Source organism: Sodalis sp. RH16, assembly GCF_047324245.1.
Lineage (GTDB): Bacteria > Pseudomonadota > Gammaproteobacteria > Enterobacterales > Enterobacteriaceae > Acerihabitans > Acerihabitans ligni.
Genome location: NZ_CP178737.1, coordinates 3833920 through 3856338, shown reverse-complemented (window position 1 = coordinate 3856338; position 22419 = coordinate 3833920). Strand labels below are relative to the sequence as shown.

At 60.5% G+C, this 22419-nt stretch carries 18 protein-coding genes; 6 read left to right on the top strand and 12 right to left on the bottom strand.

Annotation, left to right across the window (positions count from 1 at the left end; all coding sequences use genetic code 11):
* Positions 1-14 precede the first annotated feature (14 nt).
* Positions 15-2012, top strand: coding sequence for a transketolase (tkt, locus tag ACL2XJ_RS17770; RefSeq protein ID WP_413723969.1), 1998 nt, complete (start codon positions 15-17; stop codon positions 2010-2012).
* Between the two features lie 229 nt (positions 2013-2241).
* On the top strand, positions 2242-2946 hold the full coding sequence (locus tag ACL2XJ_RS17765; protein WP_413723968.1) for a DUF2461 domain-containing protein: 705 nt from the start codon (positions 2242-2244) through the stop codon (positions 2944-2946).
* A gap of 113 nt (positions 2947-3059) precedes the next feature.
* Here ACL2XJ_RS17765 and ACL2XJ_RS17760 read toward each other — a convergent pair whose 3' ends face one another.
* From ACL2XJ_RS17760 to ACL2XJ_RS17740, 5 genes are all read right to left on the bottom strand, one after another.
* Positions 3060-4955, bottom strand: coding sequence for a heavy metal translocating P-type ATPase (locus tag ACL2XJ_RS17760; RefSeq protein ID WP_413726913.1), 1896 nt, complete (start codon positions 4953-4955; stop codon positions 3060-3062).
* A 191-nt stretch (positions 4956-5146) separates the two neighbouring features.
* A complete protein-coding gene (gene hflK / locus ACL2XJ_RS17755; RefSeq protein WP_413723967.1) occupies positions 5147-6202 on the bottom strand; it encodes a protease modulator HflK in 1056 nt (351 codons plus the stop codon).
* A gap of 8 nt (positions 6203-6210) precedes the next feature.
* Positions 6211-7236, bottom strand: coding sequence for a protease modulator HflC (hflC, locus tag ACL2XJ_RS17750; protein WP_413723966.1), 1026 nt, complete (start codon positions 7234-7236; stop codon positions 6211-6213).
* A gap of 23 nt (positions 7237-7259) precedes the next feature.
* A complete protein-coding gene (locus ACL2XJ_RS17745; protein WP_413723965.1) occupies positions 7260-9377 on the bottom strand; it encodes an SPFH domain-containing protein in 2118 nt (705 codons plus the stop codon).
* Between the two features lie 344 nt (positions 9378-9721).
* Positions 9722-10138 (bottom strand): hypothetical protein, encoded by a 417-nt coding sequence (locus ACL2XJ_RS17740; RefSeq protein WP_413723964.1) that lies wholly within the window; start codon positions 10136-10138, stop codon positions 9722-9724.
* A 164-nt stretch (positions 10139-10302) separates the two neighbouring features.
* Between ACL2XJ_RS17740 and ACL2XJ_RS17735 the strand changes: the two genes are divergently transcribed.
* Positions 10303-10470 carry a helix-turn-helix domain-containing protein gene (locus ACL2XJ_RS17735; protein WP_413723963.1) on the top strand — a complete coding sequence of 56 codons (168 nt, stop codon included), beginning with the start codon at positions 10303-10305 and terminating at the stop codon, positions 10468-10470.
* Here ACL2XJ_RS17735 and ACL2XJ_RS17730 read toward each other — a convergent pair.
* The 5 genes from ACL2XJ_RS17730 to ACL2XJ_RS17710 are packed head-to-tail and all read right to left on the bottom strand — an operon-like array spanning position 10465 to position 15863.
* Entirely contained in the window at positions 10465-11370 is a 906-nt protein-coding gene (locus ACL2XJ_RS17730; RefSeq protein ID WP_413723962.1) for an NAD(P)-dependent oxidoreductase, read from the bottom strand. The genes ACL2XJ_RS17735 and ACL2XJ_RS17730 overlap by 6 nt on opposite strands.
* 24 nt (positions 11371-11394) lie before the next feature.
* Positions 11395-12168, bottom strand: coding sequence for an SDR family NAD(P)-dependent oxidoreductase (locus ACL2XJ_RS17725; protein ID WP_413723961.1), 774 nt, complete (start codon positions 12166-12168; stop codon positions 11395-11397).
* Positions 12169-12198: 30 nt separating this feature from the next.
* The gene (locus ACL2XJ_RS17720; protein WP_413723960.1) at positions 12199-13392 is read right to left on the bottom strand and encodes a four-carbon acid sugar kinase family protein; all 1194 of its coding nucleotides are present in this window, start codon (positions 13390-13392) and stop codon (positions 12199-12201) included.
* 18 nt (positions 13393-13410) lie between these two features.
* Positions 13411-14415 carry a 4-hydroxythreonine-4-phosphate dehydrogenase PdxA gene (pdxA, locus tag ACL2XJ_RS17715; protein ID WP_413723959.1) on the bottom strand — a complete coding sequence of 335 codons (1005 nt, stop codon included), beginning with the start codon at positions 14413-14415 and terminating at the stop codon, positions 13411-13413.
* The gene (locus ACL2XJ_RS17710) at positions 14412-15863 is read right to left on the bottom strand and encodes an FAD-binding oxidoreductase (RefSeq protein WP_413723958.1); all 1452 of its coding nucleotides are present in this window, start codon (positions 15861-15863) and stop codon (positions 14412-14414) included. Before ACL2XJ_RS17710 ends, pdxA begins: the two co-directional genes overlap by 4 nt.
* 131 nt (positions 15864-15994) lie before the next feature.
* On the opposite strand from ACL2XJ_RS17710, the gene ACL2XJ_RS17705 reads away from it, so the two are divergent.
* Positions 15995-17329 carry an MFS transporter gene (locus ACL2XJ_RS17705; protein WP_413723957.1) on the top strand — a complete coding sequence of 445 codons (1335 nt, stop codon included), beginning with the start codon at positions 15995-15997 and terminating at the stop codon, positions 17327-17329.
* The gene (locus tag ACL2XJ_RS17700; RefSeq protein ID WP_413723956.1) at positions 17313-18278 is read left to right on the top strand and encodes a YhfZ family protein; all 966 of its coding nucleotides are present in this window, start codon (positions 17313-17315) and stop codon (positions 18276-18278) included. The genes ACL2XJ_RS17705 and ACL2XJ_RS17700 overlap by 17 nt, the downstream gene beginning before the upstream one ends.
* A 91-nt stretch (positions 18279-18369) precedes the next feature.
* On the opposite strand, the gene ACL2XJ_RS17695 is transcribed toward ACL2XJ_RS17700, so the two are convergent.
* Positions 18370-19782, bottom strand: coding sequence for an MFS transporter (locus ACL2XJ_RS17695; RefSeq protein ID WP_413723955.1), 1413 nt, complete (start codon positions 19780-19782; stop codon positions 18370-18372).
* A 301-nt stretch (positions 19783-20083) separates the two neighbouring features.
* On the opposite strand from ACL2XJ_RS17695, the gene ACL2XJ_RS17690 reads away from it, so the two are divergent.
* Entirely contained in the window at positions 20084-21100 is a 1017-nt protein-coding gene (locus tag ACL2XJ_RS17690; RefSeq protein WP_413723954.1) for a zinc-dependent alcohol dehydrogenase family protein, read from the top strand.
* 120 nt (positions 21101-21220) lie between these two features.
* On the opposite strand, the gene ACL2XJ_RS17685 is transcribed toward ACL2XJ_RS17690, so the two are convergent.
* A complete protein-coding gene (locus ACL2XJ_RS17685; RefSeq protein ID WP_132922322.1) occupies positions 21221-21916 on the bottom strand; it encodes an alpha/beta fold hydrolase in 696 nt (231 codons plus the stop codon).
* Positions 21917-22419 lie beyond the last annotated feature (503 nt).

The following is a 22419-nucleotide window of genomic DNA, read 5'->3' as shown; positions in this document are numbered from 1 at the left end:
CCAGGAGCAAGATTATGCTACCCCGTAAAGAGTTGGCTAACGCCATTCGCGCACTGAGCATGGATGCGGTACAAAAAGCCAAATCCGGACATCCCGGCGCCCCGATGGGCATGGCGGATATCGCCGAGGTCCTGTGGCGCGACTATCTGATACACAACCCGCAAAATCCCGGCTGGGCCGATCGGGATCGCTTTGTGCTGTCAAACGGCCACGGTTCGATGCTGCTCTATAGTCTGTTGCATCTTACCGGCTATGACCTGCCCCTGACGGAACTGGCCGGCTTTCGCCAGCTGCATTCCCGTACGCCGGGTCATCCGGAGTTCGGTTATACCCCCGGCGTTGAAACCACCACCGGACCGCTGGGACAGGGCATAGCCAATGCCGTGGGTTTCGCCATCGCCGAACGCACCCTGGCGGCGCAGTTCAATCGTCCGGGACATGATATCGTCGACCATCGCACCTACGTCTTTATGGGCGACGGTTGCATGATGGAAGGCATTTCCCACGAAGCCTGCTCGCTGGCGGGCACACTGCGCCTGGGCAAGCTGACCGCCTTCTATGACGATAACGGCATATCCATCGACGGCGAGGTGGCAGGCTGGTTCAAGGACGATACCGCCGCACGTTTTGCCGCCTATGGCTGGCATGTGGTGGACGGCGTGGACGGCCACGACAGCGCGGCGATTAAAGCGGCTATCGAGGAAGCCCGCGCAGTGGCCGATAAACCGTCGCTGATTATCTGCAAAACCATCATCGGCTTCGGCTCGCCCCACAAGGGCGGCACCAGTGAGGCCCACGGCGCTCCGCTGGGGGAAGAGGAAATTCTGGCTACCCGCGAGACATTAAACTGGCCGTGGCCGGCATTCCAGATTCCGGCGGAAATTTACGCATTATGGGATGCCAAGGCCAGGGGCCGGGAGCTTGAGTCCGCCTGGGATGAAAAATTCGCCGCCTATGCCCGGGCTTTCCCGGAACCGGCCGCTGAATTCAAACGCCGAATGGCGGGTGGATTGCCCTCCGGCTGGTTCGCGGCGGCCCAGCATTACGTCGAAACGCTGCAGGCCCATCCGGCGAATATCGCCAGCCGCAAGGCGTCGCAAAATGCGCTGGAAACCTTCGGCAAGATGCTACCGGAATTTTTGGGGGGATCCGCCGATCTGGCGCCGAGCAATCTGACCATATGGTCCGGTTCCAAGGACATCGCCGAAGACCCGGCTGGCAACTATCTCCATTACGGCGTACGCGAGTTCGGCATGACGGCCATCACCAACGGTATCGCACTGCACGGAGGGTTTCTGCCCTATTCCGCCACCTTTCTGATGTTTATGGAGTATGCGCGCAATGCGGTGCGCATGGCGGCGCTGATGAAACTGCGCAATGTATTGGTCTATACCCATGATTCCATCGGACTGGGAGAAGACGGACCGACCCATCAGCCGGTGGAACAGTTGGCCAGCCTGCGACTGACGCCGAATGTCAGTACCTGGCGGCCCTGCGACCAGGTGGAAACGGCCATTGCCTGGCAGCATGCCGTGGAGCGCGATGACGGCCCCACCGCGCTGGTGCTTTCCCGCCAGAACCTGGCGCAGCAGCCGCGTTCCCCACGGCAGTTGGCGGATATTCGCCGCGGCGCCTATGTGCTTAAGGACTGCGGCGGTATACCGGAGCTGCTGATGATCGCCACCGGTTCGGAAGTGGACCTGGCGGCGCGGGCCTGGGATCGCTTGACGGCACAGGGACATCGCGTGCGGTTGGTGTCGATGCCGTCCACCGATGTCTTCGACCGGCAGGACGAGGCGTACCGGGAGTCGGTGCTGCCGTCCGGGGTCCCTGCCCGGCTGTCCATTGAAGCCGGCATAGCGGATTACTGGTATAAATATGTCGGCCTGCAGGGCGCCATTATCGGTATGACCCGGTTCGGCGAGTCCGCCCCCGCGGAGCAGCTGTTCGAGGAGTTCGGTTTCACCGTGGAAAACGTAGTGGCGAAAGCCGGCGCATTGCTGAAAGCATAATGGTTAGCCTTACCCGATGGGCTTGATAACAATGTGCCCGGTCGGGACAGGATGCTAGATCGTAGTAATTTACTCCTCTATCATCCTGTCCCGCCATAATGGCCCCGAGATTGTTTGCCAGCCCTCCCTCAAGTATCAACCTATCTTTTGGATCCCATTGCCACGATCCGATAGACTTCCGGGACGGAGATCTAGTAGATTCTTTGCTATTTATAGCAGGGTATACATTGTGCAATTGTCTTCATTTCACGGGTTCACCCCGGCAGGGCTGGGGTTTTTACAGCAGATCGTTACCGAAAACAGCAAAGAGTGGTTCGAGTCCCACCGCGGCATCTACAATGAAAATCTGCTGATGCCTTTTCGGGCCTTGGTGGAAAGCCTGGCGCCGGCCATGCTGAAAATCGACGATCGGTTCGAGACGCGCCCGGCCATCGGTAAAACCCTGTCGCGCATATACCGCGATACCCGCTTTTCCAACGACAAATCCCTGTTTCGCAGCCGCATGTGGCTCAGTTTCAAACGTCCGTCCAAAGAGTGGACCGATGCCCCGGTCTATTTCTTTGAGCTCTCGCCGGAGTGTTTTCGCTACGGACTGGGCTATTATTCCGCCAGCAAGGCCACCATGGATCGCTTCCGCCATCTGATGCTGCGCCAGCCGGAAGAGTTCGCCAAAGCGGCGGCCTGCTGCCGCGCGCCCCTGGTATTGGAGGGAGATCGCTACAAACGTCCGCTGATTAAAGATCAGGACCCTCGCCTTGCCGCCTGGTACAACCTTAAATCCTTCGCGGTCATGGCGACGGATACGGCGGTGGAGTCGCTGTTCTCACCGGAGCTGGCGCCGCGCCTGCAGCGCGCTTTCCAGCAGTTGGAGCCGCTTTACCATCTCCTGATGCGGGTGGAGATAATGAAGCAGATTCCGCTGGAAGACCTGTGACAATCGCGACGAATCAGGGGTCATCCATTGAAACGGGCGGATTGAATCTTGCCGGCGACGCAATGCAAAAGGAGCGAGCCGTATAGCGCGGATTGGAACGGCGCGCCGGTTCATTATTTCTGCCGCGGATCCCGCCTCTCAATCTGTCCCAGCGGCTCATCGAAACGCAGCAGGCGGCCGGCGTTGCCCAGCACCACCAGCGTGCTGAGGTTATGCAGCACCGCCGCGATCATCGCGCCGGCGGCCCCCAGCAGGCCGAACGCCGCCGCCGCGACGATGAGCACCGTCCAGCCCAGGCCGATCAGCACGTTGATATGCAACGTGCGCCGGCAACGGCGGCTAAGCCGCACGCAGGTGCCCAGACGGCGCAGGTCGCTGCCAATCAGCACCACGTCCGCCGAGGCCAGGGCGATATCGGCCCCGCCCGCCCCCATGGCGACCCCTACCACTCCGGCCTTTAACGCCAGCGAATCATTAATGCCGTCCCCCACCACCATCGGCCGGAAACCGCTGCGGATTTCGGCGGTGACGCGGGTGAGCTTATCTTCCGGCAACGCTTGGGATATCACCTCGCCGATGCCCACCGCCCCGGCGATGCTCTGCGCCACGCTCCGGCGATCGCCGGTGAGCAGCATCTGCCGGCCGAGGCCGAGCTGTCGCAGTTCGTCCAGCGCCTCGGCGGCCTCCCGGCGAACCGTATCCGCCAGCAGCAGCCAGGCGAGAAAGCGTCCATCCAGAGCCAGCCCGACGATGGGACCGTCATGCTCCGGCACCGGCAACGTGACGATGCCCTGTTGGGCAAAAAGTTCAGGACGGCCGAGCACCGCCTCGCCCTGGGCGGTGATGGCGCCCACTCCCAGGCCCTGCCGCTCGGCGATATCCGTTAACGGGTAATAATCCTCCTGCGGGACCAGGGCGGCCAGCGCGCGGCTGACGGGATGATTGCTGGTGGCGCCAAGGCTGGCGGCCAGTCGCCGGACAGGCTCCGCCTGTTCTGCCGATGCCGTGCGAATTTCCTGCAAACGCAGGGCGCCGTGGGTCAAAGTACCGGTTTTATCGATAATCAGCGAGGTGAGATCCGCCAGTTCTTCCAGAAAAGCGGAGCTGCGAATCAGGATGCCGTGGCGCGCCGCCACCGCCAGGCCGGCGATGGCCGTGGCCGGGGCCGAAAGCACCAGCGCGCAGGGACAGGCGGCCACCAGCACCGCCAACACCGCCTGGGCGTTATTGGTGACGAACCAGGTGGACGCGGCGATAAGCAGCACCAGCAGCAGATATTGTCCGGCGTGTCGTTCCAGCAGACGGGTGATGGGGGGTTTGGACCCCTCGGCCTGCTGCATCAGGGCAATGACCTTGCCCAGGGTGGATTCTTCGCCGATGCGGGTCACCTCAATACGCAGCAGTCCGTCCAGATTGATGGAGCCGCCGAACACCGTCATACCGGGCCGGACCTCCAATGGCACCGACTCGCCGGTGATGGGCGCGGTATCCAGGCTGGCCTGTCCTTCCAGTACCCGTCCGTCCGCCGGCACGCGATCCCCGGCCCGCACTTCCACCCGATCGCCGGGACGCAGATGATCGTTGTCGATCTCAAGCACGCTGCCGTCGGCCGCGATTTTTCTTGCCTGGCTGCGGGTCAGCCGGCCCAGGGCGTCGATGGCTTCCTGGGAGCCGATAACGCTGCGTTCCTCCAGCACGTGGCCGAAAATCATGATGATCGGCAGCAGCGCGGCGGTGAGCAAATCGCCGGTCGCCCAGGCGCCGAGCATGGCCAGGGCTATCAATTGGTCGGTAATACCGTGCAGGGTGGGATGCAGCAGGCTGTACCAGCCGGAGCGGAATACCGGTATGGCCACCAGCAGCGAGGAGACGCCCAGCAGCAGCTGGCCGACCCCTTCTTGATCCGGGGCAAGCCAGCGCCAGATCAATCCCAGCGCCAGCAGGCCGAAGGCTATCATGGCCAGGGTTAATTGACGGGCTATGGCGCGCTGTTCATCGCGGGTCAGCATGGTGCCGGTAATGGGGGCATGATGGTGTCCATGATGCCCGTGATGTGCATGATTACCGTGCTGCTCATGGCCATCATGATGTTCGTGCCCGGGACTATCATGATGTCCATGGCCGTCATCGTGCTCGTGAGCATCGTTGCGATCGTGAACATCGTGATGTTCGCGGGAATGTGGAGTCATGGCCGGATCGCTCATTTTTTCACCGTTGTAGCGTTGTCGACCCCTTGCAGGATCAAGTGCGCATCCTCGTGGGGATCGATGCCGGTTACCGAACCCGCCTTGGCAAAGATTGTCGCAATGCGATCGCGATACAGGCGCCAGAGGATATCAGGATCCGTACCGCTGTCCAGGGTGGTGGCCAGGCTGGTGATGGCGGCGGTATCCGCCCGCGCTTTGGCCAGCCGCTCGCTGGCGCTGGCCTGGGCGATTTGGAGGGTACGGTCGGCGGACTGATTGGCGGACTGGGTTACCCGCGCCGCATCGTTTTGCGCGCCGGCAATCACCTGCTCCGCCAGCTGGCTGGAGGTGAGCACGGCATTAAAGGCGCTCACCGCCTTGTCCGGCAGCGACGATTGCACATCCACCCGCTCTATCTCGATTCCCAGTCCGCTGCCGGCAGCCTTCAGCGCGATCAGACTCCGGTTGATGCTCTGCTGCAAATCGCCGCGCATCCGCTCCCGCCGCGCCACCACATCGCTGTCGTTGCTTACCAGCTCGGGGCGGGCCACCAGGATGGTGTCCAGATCCCGCGAGGCGCATACCACCACGGCGGCGCGTTCCACCAGCCGATCGAGGGCCGGTGCGATATGCACTCCCTGCAGGACATAATCATAAGGATCGCTGATTTTGTAAAACACCCGCACATCCAGCTGCACCACGCCCGCATCGCCGGTGAGCAGATAGCCGGAACCCGCCAGCGTATCGCTGGTGAGGGCGTCGCCGTAATCCGCCTGCTGCGCCTGCGACGAACGCAACAAGGCCGTGACCCGGCGTTCGATCACCCGGTCGGCGGCGGGCAGCACCACCACCCGTTCAAAGGGTTGCGGCCAGGCCAGCAATAGGCCGGCGTGCTCGATACGGTGCAGGGCTTCAAAACGCAGCACTACCGCCTGGCTGTCCGGACCGATTTGCCGCACATTGCTCAGCAGCCAGGCGCCGGCGGTGAGCAGAGTCACCCCATAGAGGACCAGGAAAGCCACCCGTCCGGCCTGAAGCCAGGGGCCGCCCCGGCCGATATCGCCTATCATCGGCCGTCTCATGGCTGCCGCGACCCGGTAGCGGGCGCCGCCGGCGCAGGCGGCACCACGGGAGACAACGGTGGTTTGACCGTAGGAGCGGGCGTTAAACGCGGCGGCCCTTCCACCAGCACCCGGAACGGCGCGGCATCGGTGCGCAGCACCAAACGGGTACCGCTGTTAACGATACTGCTTAGGGTATCCAGCGAGCGCAGCAGGTCATACAGGGCCGGCGAGCTGGCATAGGCCTTGCCGTAGATCTCCGCCGACGCCACCTGGGACTGGGCCTCGATGGCCGCGGCTTTCACCGAGGCGTCCGCCTGGATAATGCGGGCATCGCGCTCGGCGGCGGAGCGGATTTCCGCCGCCCGCCGCTTACCTTCCGCGGTACGCTCGGTGGCGATGGTTTCCCGCTCGGCGCGCATGCGGTCCACCGTTGCCCCCAGGGTCACCGACGGCAGCGTCAAGCGTTCAATGCCCACCTGCACCAGGCGCACGCCGTAGGTCTGTCCCAGGGATTGCTCAATCTGTCCGCGCAGCCGCTGTTCAAAGTCCGCCAGCTGCACCTTGGATCCATCGGTGTTCACCAGGTCCGCCAACGGATAACCGCTGGCGGTGGTTTCCAGCGCGGAACCGACGAAAGTGCGTATTTGACGCGCGGCTTCGTCCGGCTGATTCTGCACCGCCCGCATAAACCGCTGCACATGGTCAGGATCGGACTGCACCTGCCAAACGGCATACGCCTGCACGATGATCCGCAGGCCGTCCCGGGTGCCCACGTCCTGCAATCCGCTGGAGGTGGTGCGTAGCCGCAAATCCACCGGGATCGCCGATTCAAACGGCAGCGGCAGCCGCCAGGCCAGGCCGGGCTTTAGCAACACCCTCACCGGATTGCCAAAGCGGGTAATCACCGTCGCTTCGCCGGAGCGCACCTGCACCAGGCAGGCGGCGGCGATAACGAATATCAGCAGCAGGGCGGACAGGCCGAGACGGCGCCAAAGCCTGGCGCGGGAAGCACGGACGTCATGATCGGGTGGCGGTGACATACTCAAAGAAGATTCTCCGGCATTTATTGCGGCTTGGCTTTGCCGGCGCCCGGATCGATAGGGGCGACAAAGCTTCTGAGATCAAGTGTGGGCGGCTCGCCGGCGCCGATGCGATGATCGAGGATCAATGCCGGCGTATTTCCCAACGCCAGGGCGAGCTGGCTGAAATAGGTTTCGGTGAGGAAGGCTTGCCCCGCGTTCTGCCACGCCTGGCGCTCGGCGGCGAAACGCAGATCGGCGGCCTGCGCCCGGGACAGGCTCTCATGGGCGGCTCCGGCGGCCCCATCGGCCACCAGGCTGGCATCCAGCCGGGCGGCGTCAAGACGTGCCGCCGCCTGGCCGCGCTCGCGGGCAATCAGCGCCTGGGCGGCGATTTGCGCGGCCTGTACGCCATGGTAGGCATTAGCGGCGCCGGCCGGCGGATGAATGGCCTCTATCACGATAGCCAGGATTTCCACTCCGCTGTTCATCTGGTCGAGCCGCCCCTGCACCACTTTGCCGATGTCGGCGGCCAAATCCGCCCGCTGGTGGCCGAGCACATCGTCCAGGGTGCGGGAGGCGAAATCATCCACCAATACCCGGTTGGCGGTGCTCTGAATCAACGCCGGGATATCGGCGGTATTATAGGTGGCCGCCAGGGCCGCCTTATCGCTTAGCCCGATGCGGTAGATAAAGCGCACGTCCATGTTCACAATCTGGAAGCTCTGCTTGTCCCCCGCCGCGCTGGCGATCACCTGGGACCGTTCGCTGGGGTGATAGGCATCCCACAGGCGATTGGCGCTGTCCGGGGCCGGACCTTCCGCCGGCGCCGGCCCGCCGCCGGCCGGGGTATCCGCCGAACCGGTGGTAAGTTCATGAACCACGCCATTCTCCACCGACAGTACGCGGCCGAACGGCCAGGGCAGCCCGATATTCAGACCGGGGGCAATCACCTTGACCGGCTTGCCGAAGCGCTCATAAATGCCGCGGCCGTTAAAGGGGACCTCGGTGACGCCGGTCAGCAGCCAGCCCGCCAGCAGCAGAAACGCCAAAATCGGCAGGGAGGCCCTGCGCATAAAGGTGAAGGCCCAAATCTGCCGTAAATCGATACCGAAGCGCTGCTGGAGCTCATGCTGAAAAAACTGCAGCGGGCGGGGCGGCCAGCGCAGCTGCGCCGCCAGCATGCTTTCGCCAACCAGGCGCGGCTCCTGACGCTCTCGGCGGGGAGTGAATAATGAGAGCACCGCCCGCGCCATCAGCTCCAGCGCCACCAGCGCCGGCAGTAAGCCCGTCAGGCTCGCCAGATATCCCGGCCAGGAAGAGGTTGCATTGGCAAAAAGCAGACAGGGCACGGCGAGCAGTTGCACCGCGATAACCATCCGCACCACGGGCATCAGTCCCGCTGCTTCCGGCCATTGTTCCGGCGGACTGGCCGCCAGGTGCCGTTCCAGCACCAGCAGTCCGAAGGCGGCCAGAATCAACAGGCCCACCACCACATAGGCGGTTTGATCCACCAGCCCGATACGGGCGCCGACGTTCCAGCCGCCGCGTATCAGCAGCATCGCCAGTAGCGACAAACCAATCAACCACAGGGGGTCGCTACCGATCCGACGGAGCCGGGCGGAGAGAAAAAGCGCGATACGGCCCGGCGGCGGCGCTTCCGCTGAGCCCGCCGTGTCAGCCGGATGCGGGCCTAGCGCGGCTATTGGGATTGGGGACGGAGATTCGGCCGAAAGCATCCCGACCGCGTTGGTTGAGGCCGACGTTACAGCCGACGGCGCCCCGGCAGCGCTGTGTGAAGCCGAAATTTCAGCCGGCGGCGGCGCGGTAGCGTTGATTGAAGCCGAAGTTTCAGCCGGGAGCGGCGCAGCGGGGGAAGCGTTAATTTGCGCCAGGGCCGCGGCGCGCCAGGCCGCCACCTGACGGACGGAGAGCAGCGCGGCGGTAAATACCAGCAGCGCCGCGATATTATTGCAAACCAGCGGCAGCCAAATCGACCCCGGCGCAATCCAATGAATAAGGAGCGCCGCCAGCAATAAAATGGCGCACAGCACGGCCAGCGCCTGGGCGAAACGATATAAGCCGCGCGCCTGGAAAGCGGCCCGCTGGAAGCGTGGAAGCGCCTTGATATCGGCGGTGTCATCATCCAGATCAACGCGCATGATTACTCAAACATTGGCTGCATGGGAAAGAGGGTCCTTTTATGCTCCACGGCCCGGCACATAAAATATTCTCATTCCGAGAACGGAAACGCACTATGGCGGGAGGAGAAACGGCATGCTCCGATTAAGCACGACTATATAACATTACGCTGGCAGAAAGGCTAATGACTTTGTATTACAACGGTAACAATTGGCCTGAAGAATACGGCGTGCCCTACCCCCCGCCAGGCCGGGTTATCGGTTTGCCGCCGGCACGCACGGCCTTCGCCAAATGAGGTTTCGGTCACTCAGACAGGGAAGCTTGCCGTTGGTCATAGCAATGGCTCTCATGGAGCCATTAATCTTCAGACCGTTTTGTTATTTTTCAATTGGTAATATTCATCGAGATGCAGTTTCACAACATTTATCGTTGCATCATCTCTGTTTTTGAATTCGGATAACATCAATTTCCTGACGCAATGCTCAATATTTTCCATCTTGTTGCTTTCAAGAATCGCTTCTTTTTCTTTAATTCTCGCCTCAATATTTTTATGGAAAGCGCAAGGATCATTTATTGCCTGTTCAGACACCGTGCTGTTGAAGGACACTATTTTCCCATTATTCCGATCAGGCGGATTGCCCGCCGCGATGAAGGAATGCCTGAATTTTGTGAATGTAGAGTTAGTGTCGGACCTAGCTAACTCCCAAAGCTCGGCATATGACATTTCATCTATTGACTTTATTGAGAAGATAAGACTAGAGGCGTTCACGTTAGGCAACATATTCCCCAGGTTTCCTTTTTATGGTTATGATTTTCGTGTTAATCACATTCTTTCATTAATGCCTTTTTCCTGAAAAAATCCATTAAAAACAGAGCATTAATTCCAAAGTTAATAATATATTAACCTGTACAACCTCAACGTAACGCAAACGCCTTACGAACTTGGTGCGCTGGATTTGGGATTCCAGCAGCGACGTGCTGGAGATGTCTAAAAGTACTACTCACCGGCTGCTTGCGGTGCTGGTGCATGAAAGAATAGGTTTTACCGCCTGCCCGAGCGCCCCATGGCTCGGCAGGCCCGCAATCACCGACCCTGCAACGACCGTGTTATAGGGAGACCGCCCCAGAACGGGACTTGATATAAAAATCGCTTAACTGTTCGATAATCTCCACCATCAGCGGATCGTCCCCCTCCCCCTGATGCCGCGCCATGCCGATATCCACCAGCCTTCGCACCTCGCGGGCAATAGTTGCCGATGTGCCCAGGGAATCCGCCAGTTCCGTCGCTGAACGCATATCCTTCGCCGCGATGGCAAGGGTAGCCCCGCTGACATAGTCGGTTTGCCACGCCAGAGGCACCCGGTGTTCCAGCGCCCAGCTACCGCCGCTGCTGATACTGATCACCTTGATAATGGTATCCGGATCTAGCCCCGCCTTGACGCCGGCCACCACCATTTCCGAGGCGGACGCGAGGGCGGCGAACAGCATGGCCTGATTGATGGTCTTCATCGTCGCCCCCAGTCCCGCCTCGTGGCCGACGTTAATCACGTTTTTACCCATCGCCCGCAGCACCGGCATCATGGCCTGCTGCAAATCCGCCGGACCGGATGCCATAATGGTCAGCGTGGCGGCCCGCGCGCCTTCCACTCCGCCGCTCACCGGCGCGTCCAGCACCCGAAACCTGCCCTCGGCACGCGCGGCCAGCGCCCTGACAAATACCGGTGAAAGGCTGCTCATGATAATCAGCGTCTTGTCTATGGCCGCCCCGGCGGCAAAACCATTCACCCCCCAGACCGCCGACTCGGCCTGTTCGCTATTAAGGACCATCAGCACCGCGGCGTCGGTGCCGGCGGCCAGGCTCGCCGGCGAGTCCGCCGCCTGGACATTAATCTGCGCCATTCGCTGCCGGCTATCCGGTCGCGGATCAAAGCCCGCCACGGAGTAGCCGGCGACGGACAAATTTTTCGCCAGGTTCCAGCCCATCTGCCCCAAACCAATCATGCCGATATTCATCGTGTTTTCTCCGTCATGCCGTCACTATTGCGCCGTCCAGCCGCCGTCCACCAATAAATGATGGCCGGTAACCAGATCGGCGCCTTCCGAGGCCAGATACACCACCGCCGTCGCGACTTCCGATGCGAGGCCCAGGCGCTTTATAGGGATACGCCGCATCACTTCATCCGCTATCTCCCGGTCCTGAAAGGCTATCTTCAGCAAAGGCGTATCCACAAAGGTCGGTCCGACGCAGTTGACCCTGATGCCCTGCTCCGCCCACTCAATGGCCATGACCTTGGACATATGCACCAGCCCGCCTTTACTGGCGGCGTAGGCGGAACGCTTGTAAAAACCCACCTCGCCGATTTGCGAGGCGATATTAATGATCCGGCCAGGACGCCTGGCGTCCAGCATCCGCCTGCCCACCGCCTGGCTTAAAAAAAACACCGATTTCAAATTCAGGTCGAGCAGGTAATCCCAGGTCTGCTCGTCAACGTCGGTGGCGGATTGCTGGATATTGGTCCCGGCGTTGTTCACCAGGATATCGATGGCGCCCACCTCGTCTTCGATGCGGGAAACCAACCGGTCAAAGCCGTGCGTATCGATAAGATCGGCCTGAAACGGGAACATCCTGCCGCCATACTCCTCTTTGGCGGTGCGGGCAACCTGCTCCAGCAGCGCTTTGTCGCGGGCGACAATGGCCACCGTCGCGCCGGATTCCGCCAGCGAATGGGCGATGGTCTCCCCCAGTCCTTTGCTGGCGCCGGTGACGACGGCGATTTTATTATCAAGACGAAACCCCGGAAAATACCGCATCGGTCCTCCTAAATATGATTTTGCCGAGACTCATTGCCGGCCACAGCGGGCTCCCAGCATCTTTTGCGCCGCGTCCTGCAGCACCGAGACGGTACCGAACGCGCCGGGTTTGGTTAAAATAAAAGGATACGCAGCGTCCGGCGGCGCGGCGATGGGCACCGAATCGGCAAATTCGCCGGTCACCAGCAAACCGCGCCATGCCAGCATGTCGAATAACGCCCCGGTGGTTTCACCGCCGACTATCATGATGCCCGCCCCCGGCAAGCCACGCACCGCTTCGGCAAAGGGCGCCGCCAGGGCTTGCGCCAGATCCCGGTCGCTCCAGCCCCGATCCTGGCAAAACCGGCTCACACTATCCGCAGTGCTTTTTGCGTCGGTATGCACCAATACGACAGGCGCGGTGGCGCTGGCGATTTCCCTGCGTATCCGGCTCAGTTCCCGTTCGCCGTCGTCGCCGATGAGAGAAGATACCCGTACCGCGATATTGACGGCCCCTTGCTCAATAAGATAATCCACCTGCGCCACCGTGGCGGAGGCGGTGGACCCCACCAAGACCACCAGCCGGGACGCCTCGCCGGGAGGCTGCATATCCGGCTTGCCCGCCAGCCCGACCAGCGCCCGGCCCAAGCCGTAGACGCCGGCATAGGCGTTGATACCGGCGCTCCCGGCGCCGCCGACTATCTGCCGGATATCATTTTGCGTCTCGGTATCGGCGATAATCACCGGACAGTCATTAGCGCGCAGCCAGGCGCTGACGGCCGCCGCGCCGCCGCGCACCACATCCAGCGGCAGGGATAAAGGGGCCCAGCCCAGCGCTTGCCCCACCAAGGCGACGATATCGATACCCTGTCGGCCGGATTTCCACTGATAGCCGGCCCGAACGTGGATATGCATGGCCGGACAGGCCGGTACGATCATCAGCCGTTCGCCGACGGCTTTGGCGAATGCCGCCAGCTCAGCGGCGACGTTGCCCTTCAGGGTGCTGTCGATCTTTTTCATCAGCAAGGTAAAACCCGCCTGCCTCAGCTGCTGAACCGCCGACACGACGCGCTGCTCCGCCTGCGCCACCGGCATATAGCGGCTGCCGGTTTCCAGCACCAGCGTCCGTAATTCGACGCGTCCGTCAGTTTGCAGGCGCAGTACGGGCACCGGTTTGCCGGGGCGGGCGATTTCCCCCGCGATAGCGGCGCCGCCGGTGAGATCGTCGGCCACGATACCTAGCATATTCTCTCCCTTACCGGCTCATCCGTGCTGAAGCCGGGCTTTGGTCATGGCCAGTTCTTCGGCCTGTCTCACCGCCCGGGACAGCAGTTCCGGTTTGGCGATGCCCTGCCAGGCGATATCAAAGGCCGTGCCGTGGCCGGCGGTGGTGCGGATAATCGGCAGCCCGACGGCATAGGTCACATAGCCGAACCGCTTCAGGGGGATAGTGCCCTGATCGTGATACATGGCCAGGATGGCGTCGTAAGCGCCCTGCTCCGCCGCGTAAAACAGGCTGTCGGCCGCCAGCGGATCGCTGACGTTCATGCCTTTGCGTCGGCAGGCGTCCAGGGCGGGTTTGATGTGCTCGATTTCTTCCATACCCAGCACGCCGTTTTCTCCGGCATGGGGATTAAGGCCCGCCACGCCGATGCGCGGATTGGGTAAGCCGAATTCCTGCCGCAATGAGGTGTGCAGTTCCCCCATGATACGTTCGATACGCGGCTGCTTGACCCGCGCCACCGCTTCCAGCAGCGAGCAATGGGCGCTCACCAGGCTGACGCGCAGCGGACCGCCGATCATAATGGTATGAAAGGCGGTCGTGTTGGTGAGGTGGGCGAAAATTTCGGTTTGCCCCTCGAATTTGTGCCCCGCCAGATGAAAGGCCTCTTTATTGGCCGGCGCGGAACAGATGGCGCTCACCTCCCCCGCCAGCGCCAGCCCGGTGCTCAGCCGAATGGCATCCACCGATGCCTGGCCGCAGATTTTGCTGATGCGGCAGGGGACCACGTCCTGGTAGTCGAGGGGGACATCCATTACCCAGACCACGCCGGGCTGGCGTTTGGCCTCCTCAGCCCGTTCGACGGTAAGGATTTCCACCTCCAGTCCGATATGATCCGCCACCCGCCGCAGCAGTCCTGCTGAACCGATAAGCACGACGGGAGTCCGGGGCATCAGCAGTTCGGTAGAGGCCACCTTGAGGCTTAACTCGGGACCGGTGCCCGCCGGATCGCCGACGGTAATGGCAATGGGCTTGATGGTCTTCATTTTCCCGCCTCCGGTTGTTCATCGAATCCCATTTTGCCCGGGGAGAGTATTGCCCGGGGATCCAGTGCCTGTTTAAGCTTAGCCAGTACCCGCAGGCTGTCGCCATGTTCGCGCACCATCCAATGCTTACGCGCTTCCCCCACGCCATGGTGATGGCTGATGGAGCCGCCATGCTCCAGCACCGTGCGCATGGTGATGTCCCAGACCTGGTTGAAGCGGCTCTCCGCGTCCTGTTTGTTTTTACCGACAATGAAAAAGATAAAGTAGATGGCGCCGCCGTTGCTGTAGAAATGGGAATAATGGGCAAACGCGTTGTCGGCGTAAGGGGATATGGCATTCAGCACCTTATCGTGCAGGGCTTCCAGCGTATGCCAGCCGGCGGCGATTTCGATGGCGTCGGCAAAATCAAACTCCCCGGCGTTGCCGCGATCCAGCCAGCCGGCGTCATAGCGGGTTTTTTCCCAGATTTCTCCTGGCGTCGATCCCAGATCTTCACCGCCGAGGGCGGCGGTGATTTTCAATGACTCGGCCTGCTCGGCGGCGGCCACCGCCGGATTACCGTCGAAGGCCAGCACCAATAATGTCCGGTGAGCGGGCTCGATACCGCTTTTTTCAAATATATGCACCGCTTCCTTTTCATCATAAAGCCGGATAACCGCCGGCATCAAACCGCTGTCCAGCACTTGACGCACCGCGTTCAGCCCGTGGCCGACGCCCTCGAAAGCCACGCCGCGGAACAGTTGGGACGTTGCCAGCGGCAGGGTACGCAGGGTGACGGCGGTAATAATGCCCAGCGTTCCTTCACTGCCGACGAACATCTGGGCGACGGAAGGACCGGTGGAGGAGCGCGGCGAGCGCTGGGTATGAATAATGGCGCCGTCGGGCAGCACCACTTCCAGCGACGTGACAAAATTCTCGATGTTGCCGTATTTACTGCTGAAAGTGCCTGAAGAACGAGTGGCCACCAGGCCGCCGATGCTTGCCAGCGCCAGGGACTGCGGATAATGGGGCAGACGCCGGCCCGCCTCGTTGAGTATCTTTTCCAGGTCACCGCCCAAAACTCCCGAAGGCACGGTGACTTCGCCGTTTTCCGCGTCCAGTTCGGGCTTGCCGTTGAGGCCGGACAGATCGATACAGAGATAACCGCGCTGATTTACCACGCCCCCCACTACCCCGGAACCGGCGCCGAAAGGCACCACCGGGATATGATGCGCGCCGGCGAACGTCAGCACCTGCGAGACATCCCGGGCAGAGCCGACCCGCACCACCGCCAGCGGAATATGGTTATTCATTTCTTCTTCGGACCACTTTGCCGCAATGGGCCAGCGGTCATGCGCCCGGGCTTTTCGGGTTTCAAGGCTGCTATCGATAACGCACCGGGGGGCATGCTTGCGCAGCGCGTTAATAAGGGAGTCCGTATCGGTTTTGACGGCGGCTTGACTGTTCATAAGCGTCCTTAATTTGTGGGTGGCTTCAAACAATTGACATAAGTTAGGCGGAGCGTGTTTTGTATTTACAGATTACTGTATATTGTTTATATCAGATCGTCAAACGTGAAATCAACCAAGGTGACAATGCTATGTCAATCGAGACCGCAGATAATAAAGTCAAGCCGCCATCGCAAAACAAAGCCACGCTACGCTGGATCATTTTAGGTATGACCGCGCTGGTGCTGGTGCTTAACTATGCCGATCGCGCCGCTCTCGGCGTGGCCGGTCCCCATATCATCAAGGATCTGGGCCTCAGCGGTACCCAGTTCGGCTTGATTGCCAGCGCCTTCTTTTTCAGCTACTCCCCGTTCTGCTTTATCGGCGGCTGGCTGTCGGATAAATATGGCCCCCGCACGGTCATGGGCATCGCGGTGGCCTGGTGGTCGCTGTTCACCGGTCTGACCGCTCTGGGCGGCAGCTTTGTCCTCATGTTTATCATTCGTTTCCTGTTTGGTTTCGGTGAAGGGCCACAAGGGGCGGTTTCCACCAAAACCATGCACAACTGGTTTCCCCAGCGGCAAATGTCCACCGCCATGGGTCTGGCCCAGGGCGCAACGCCCCTTGGCGGCGCTATCGGCACGCCGCTGGTGGTGGCGCTGATCGGTATCGCCGACTGGCGCTGGTCATTTGTCGTCCTGGGGATTATCGGTATTTTTATCGCCATCGCCTGGTTTGCCGTGGTGCGGGATCGTCCCGATCTGCATCCCTGGGCCACGCAGAGGGATATCGATCTGCAGCGGGAAAAGCTGACCCAGCCCATCCTCTCTGCGGACGACAAGGGAGAACCTTCCCTCGGATTTTATTGCCGCATGCCGGTGCTGCTTGCCACCTCCGTCGCGTTTTTCGGTTACGGCTGGGTGCTGTTCACCTTTTTAACCTGGTTTCCCGTCTATTTGTCCGAGGTGCGCGGCGTCGATCTGAAGGGCCTGGCGTTCGCCGGCTCTCTGCCCTGGGTGTTCGGCGTGATTGGTTTCGCCAGCGGCGGATTTGTCTCCGACATACTGGCGCGCCGTACCGGCAAGCCCATCGGGGCCAGATCGGCGGTCATCGTCATAGGCCTGGTGGCAACCGCCATACAGTTCGCATTCATCACCTACGTTGCCACCACGCTGAGCGCGGTACTGTTGATGTCGGGGGTGGTCTTCTCCCTTTACATTACCGGGGCACAATATTTTGCTATCATAGGCGACATTGTGCCCAGTCGGCGTCTGGGAGGGGTCATGGGATATGTCCACGCCATCGCCAACCTGTCGGGGATCATTTCACCGGTGGTGGCGGGTGAAATCATCGATCGCACGGGAAACTGGACGCTGGTTTTCTTTACCGCAGCCGGGATCTGCCTGTTGGGCTGTATCCTGGTGTCGTTTTTCGGTCGAGAACGAAAAATAGAGGTGTATCTAAAAAGAAATGAATCTAAAAGCTGAACCTCTGACATCGCCCCGGATTAAAGGCGATGTGGAATCCCCGCAACAACGGGCGACTGAAATGGTCGCCCGGACCATTCTGGAAAGAAAAATCGGCGAGCGTTTGCCCAATGTAGGAGAATTGCGCGTGTCCATCGGCGTGGGAGCCGGCACCATCCAGAAAGCGCTGCAGGAATTGCAAAGCGACAATCTGGTGGTCCTGACATCCAAACAGCGGCAGGGCACATTTATCGTGGAGAAAAACCTGGGCGGCTTGTGGTCCAGGGCGGGATTCCATCCGCTGTCGGTTATCATGCCGCTGCCCCTGAGCTGGGAGTTCCAGGGTTTGGCCACCGGCCTGCGCGTGGCCCTGGACCATTACAATATTCCCTCTTCCTTTATTTTCGGCCATGGTTCCACCCAGCGATCAAAAGCCCTGAGCGACTCGTTATCCAATGTAGCGGTAATGTCCACCCATGCGGCCAAAAAGATTATCGCCGCCAAACCCTCGTTTTTCATCCATACCACCTACTCCGCCGGCAGCTATTACGCCGCCGGCTCGGTCATCGTCGTGGCGCGCGCCCCCCGCAGTCAATTGCCCAAAGCCTTGCGGGTCGGCATCGATCGCCTGTCCATCGATCATGCCATGCTGACGCAGCTGGAATTTCCGGACAGCAAATACGTGGATGTCACCTACGCCCATATCCCCTCCGCCCTGATAAGCGGTGCCTGCGATGTGGCCGTTTGGCATCACTCGGCGTTCGGCCTCTCCCTTCATCACCAGGAACTGGTGACCTGGCCGTTGTCCCCTTCGGCCATGGCGCTATTGACCAACGAGATGTTTTCCGCCTCGCTGGTGATTGATAAGGGCAATACGGCGACCCGCGCGGTGCTGGATGAAATCAACATCGGCCAGGTGGAGATAATCCAGCGGGAGGTTATCGACGGGAAAAGGCTGCCCACCTATTAGCGGGCAGCGAGGCCTGTTGACAAAGCGCATGGCGGGGACGGGATGTCAGTCTGCAAACGCGAAAAACACATCCCGGCAGGCCCGATGCGCCTCAGATATCTTCCAAATCCAGGCCGCGGGTTTTCGGGCCGAAGATGGCGATAACCCCCATGACAATCAGCATGCTGATAACGATAAAGATGATAACCCCCGTTACCCCGGTATGCTGCAGCAGCAGTCCGATAATGATACTGCTGAACACCGTCGACAGCCGGCTGAAGGAGTAGCAGAACCCCACGGCGCGGGCGCGGATAAAGGTGGGAAAAACCTCCGACTGGTAGGAGTGGTAGCTGTAGGTCAGCCAGGCGTTGGACCAGGTAACCAGAAAGCCGCACAGAATAAGCAGCAGCGGATTATTCTGCACCGCGAACAGCGAACCGAAAATCACCGTCACCAGGCAGGATAAAACGATTTGCCATTTGTTCTCCATTTTGTCGGCATACCGGCTGCACAGCAGGGAACCCAGGGGATACGCCAGGGTAATGAAAAAGGCATACAGCAAACTGTGGGTAATGGTGGTTCCCCGGCCCGCCAGCAAGGCCGGCAGCCAGTTGCCGAAACCAAAAAAGCCGATGGCCTGGAAAAAATTCATCACCGACAGCATCAGGGTGCGGCTGCGATAGGGAGCCGCCCAGATATCCCTGAAGGTGCCGACCTTCGCCGTTGCCGGTTCCCGATCCCGCAACGGAAAATCAGCGGCGGCGGTAATGCCGCAGCGCCTTTCCATGTCCATCATCACCTGGCGCGCTTCCCGGTAGCGCCGCTGTTGAATAAGCCAGCGCGGCGATTCCGGCAGCTTCTTGCGCACCAGCCAGATAATCAGCGACGCCACGGCGCCGGCGATAACCACATAACGCCAGCCGGTAAGGCCGAGAATGGTTTGCGGCACCAGCCACCAGGACATTAACGCCACCGCCGGTACCGAGAGAAACTGAATGAAAAACGAGAAGGCGAACGCCTTGGTGCGAAGACCGGCGGGCGTCCATTCCGCCAGGTAGGTATCGATGGTCACCAGCTCGATGCCCAGGCCCACCCCCACCAGAAAGCGCAGGAAAATGATCCACTCAGCCTGATGCTGAAAGGCCAGGCATAATGAGAACAGGCCGTACCAGGCCAGGGCGAACATAAACGTCAGCCGGCGGCCGAATCTGTCGGCATAGGGGCTGAGCAGGCTGGCGCCGATAAACAGACCGAGAAAGGTGGCCGAGGCAAAGGCCGCCTGATCGGATACGCCGAATACCCCCTGCCCGCCGACGTGAAAAATGCCTTCGGCCACCAGCCCGCCGCTGATATAGCCGGTTTGAAACAGATCGTAGAGCTCAAAAAAGCCGCCCAGGGCCAGCAGTATGATAAAGCGCCACAGACCGGCCGACGCGGGCAACGCATCGATGCGGACCGATAAATCCTCTTCATATATCGTTAATGGGGCCGCTATCCCGGCATGGGGGGCGTACGCGTCACTCATTATTAACCCTGCCACAACATTAAAAATAATGTTTCATAATAATGGCTCTTCACTGGAATTATCTCTCTATATTTGTTTGTTATAGAAAAAATTCAGCATAAAATACTGTGCAAATAAATTTACTCATATAATCCTTCAGTCCAGCCTTAACGGCCGTGTCATCACAAGCCATGAATCTTTTCAATATGATACAAAACACCTTTTGCCAAGATAATAATTTTCCATCATGTCTATCTTGTTTGATGGCCCAGCGCCTTCAGCCAAAAGGCACCATCCACCACCATCAAGGGAGAGGATGAACATGAAACTGTACCGTTTGAAAACATTGACCAGCTTCGACGGGCTGGAAATGTGTGAAGAAGAAGCGCCGACCGCCGGCGCCCATGAGGTATCGATTCGTATCCGCGCCACATCGCTCAACTACCGGGATATCGCCATTGCCCGCAATCAATATGGCGTCGGGCAGATCCAGCCCGGCATCATTCCCCTCTCCGACGGCGCCGGCGATATCATCGCCGTCGGCCACCAGGTGCGGGGCTTTGCCGTCGGCGATCGGGTAGCCGGCATTTTCCGCCAGAATTGGCAGGGCGGACCGATGCCGCTGCGCGCCGTGCCGGCCGATCTCGGCGGCAACCGGGACGGGGTGCTGGCGCAGCAGGTGGTGCTGTATGAAGAGGGCATCGTAAAACTGCCGGCACACCTCTCCTACGAGGAGGGTGCTACCCTGCCCTGCGCCGCCGTCACCGCCTGGCGCGCATTGCATGACGGAACCCCTCTGCTGCCGGGCCAGACGATACTGATCCTGGGGTCGGGCGGGGTGTCCGTTTTTGCGTTGCAAATGGCCAAACGCCTGGGGGCCAACGTTATCGCCACCACCTCAAGCGAAGAAAAAGCCGCCAAATTGCGCGCCCTGGGGGCCGATACGGTAATTAACTATGCCGCCCATGGCGAATGGCAGCATGAGGTGCTGGCCGCCACCGGGGGAATCGGGGTTGACCGTGTTATCGAGACCGGCGGCCCCGGTACGCTGGAACGCTCCCTCCAGGCCACCGCCATGCACGGCCGGGTGGTGGTTATCGGGGTGCTGGCGGGACCGGGTACCATCAATCCCGCCCCGATCCTGCAAAAGCGCTTGACGCTGACGGGGATTTCAACCGGCAGCCGGGATATGTTCGAACAAATGAACCGAGCCCTGGAGCAATGGGCCCTGCATCCGATCATTGATACGGTATTCCCGTTTGAAGAGGCCCGTGCCGCCTATGATTATCTGTTAAGCGGCAAACATCTGGGCAAAGTGGTCATATCGGGCCCGGCCTGATGGGTTAAGCGTCATTGCCGGGCAATACCGCTTTCAGGATCGTCGGTATTCCCGGCTCGGTTCGGGGAGCATTGAGGGCGGCGGAGAATAGCCGTTTTCAAGCCCGCCGGAGGTATGAAGTCAAAACACCATCGAGCTTGCCGCCTCGGCGATAAAATCGGCGACGGCGTCAGGCCGGGACAGCATCGGCACGTGGCTGGTGGGCAGGCTGAGGGTCTTTGCCCCCAGCTTTTGCGCCGAGTCGCGCTGAACCTTGGGGGGAATGGTTTGATCGTTCTCGCCGATGACATACCATGAGGGTTTGGCACGCCAGGCGGCGGTAGTGATGAGATCGTCAAAGCACCGGACGGCAAGGGGTCCCTGGGTGGCGTAAACGACGTCGGCTTCCTGCTCGGGAAGATCGCCGGCAAAATATTTCCGCACTCCTTCCCGCGTCATCGCAACATAGTCCTCGCCATAAGGCTCGATTTCGGCGGCGCCGGGCATCGGCGGATAGTCATCCCACCAGTCATTGAAGCTTTTGCCGCTATCAGGAGTGCCGGCGGCAATATACACCAGTCCCGCCACCTGGGGGTGATTGCCCGCTTCGGTAATCACCCCGCCGCCCCAGGAATGGCCGGCGAGCAGAACCGGACCCTCCTGCATTTCTATCACCCGCACCGTGGCTTCCACGTCATCCACCAGCGAACTCAGGGGGTTTTGCACCGCGACGGCCTTGATTCCCCGTGCGGTCAGCCGGGGAATGACCTTGGCCCAGCTCGATCCGTCGGCAAAGGCGCCATGAACCAGAACAACATTTTTTATGAATGTAGCCATTTGCGGTCTCCTCAATCAGCAGCGTGATGAAAGTGATTACTGCCACGCCCGATAAATGTCGAGTTGCGGGAAGGCGTCAGGCGCTGCCCCGGCGAATAACCTAAAGCTGGCGTACTGCCTTTTTTCTGTCAAGAACGCCCTGGAGCCCGCGCCGCTATCGGCACTCGCCCGGCCCGGACCGAATTGCGATCACTGCCTTGTTGATAATCCCCTGTTTCAACACAAGAAACAAACCGGTGCCGGCCGCCCGCTCTTCCCCGCCGCAGGGGAAGTCAAATTCCCCGTTGGCAAAGACTCTATAGCCATGGAAAGGTTTTTGCGCCGAACCCGGCGGCGCCCAAAAGCAACGCGGCGCCGTTGTCACATCCCGCCGCGGGCTATGGACCGGATGTGCCTATGGCACATTTTGGCAAAAAACCCCGTCTCTATCCCCACCCCGTTGACGTTCGGTGGAAGTTCCATTTGAAAAAATGTAGCAAGCAAATAATTACAAATATTCATTA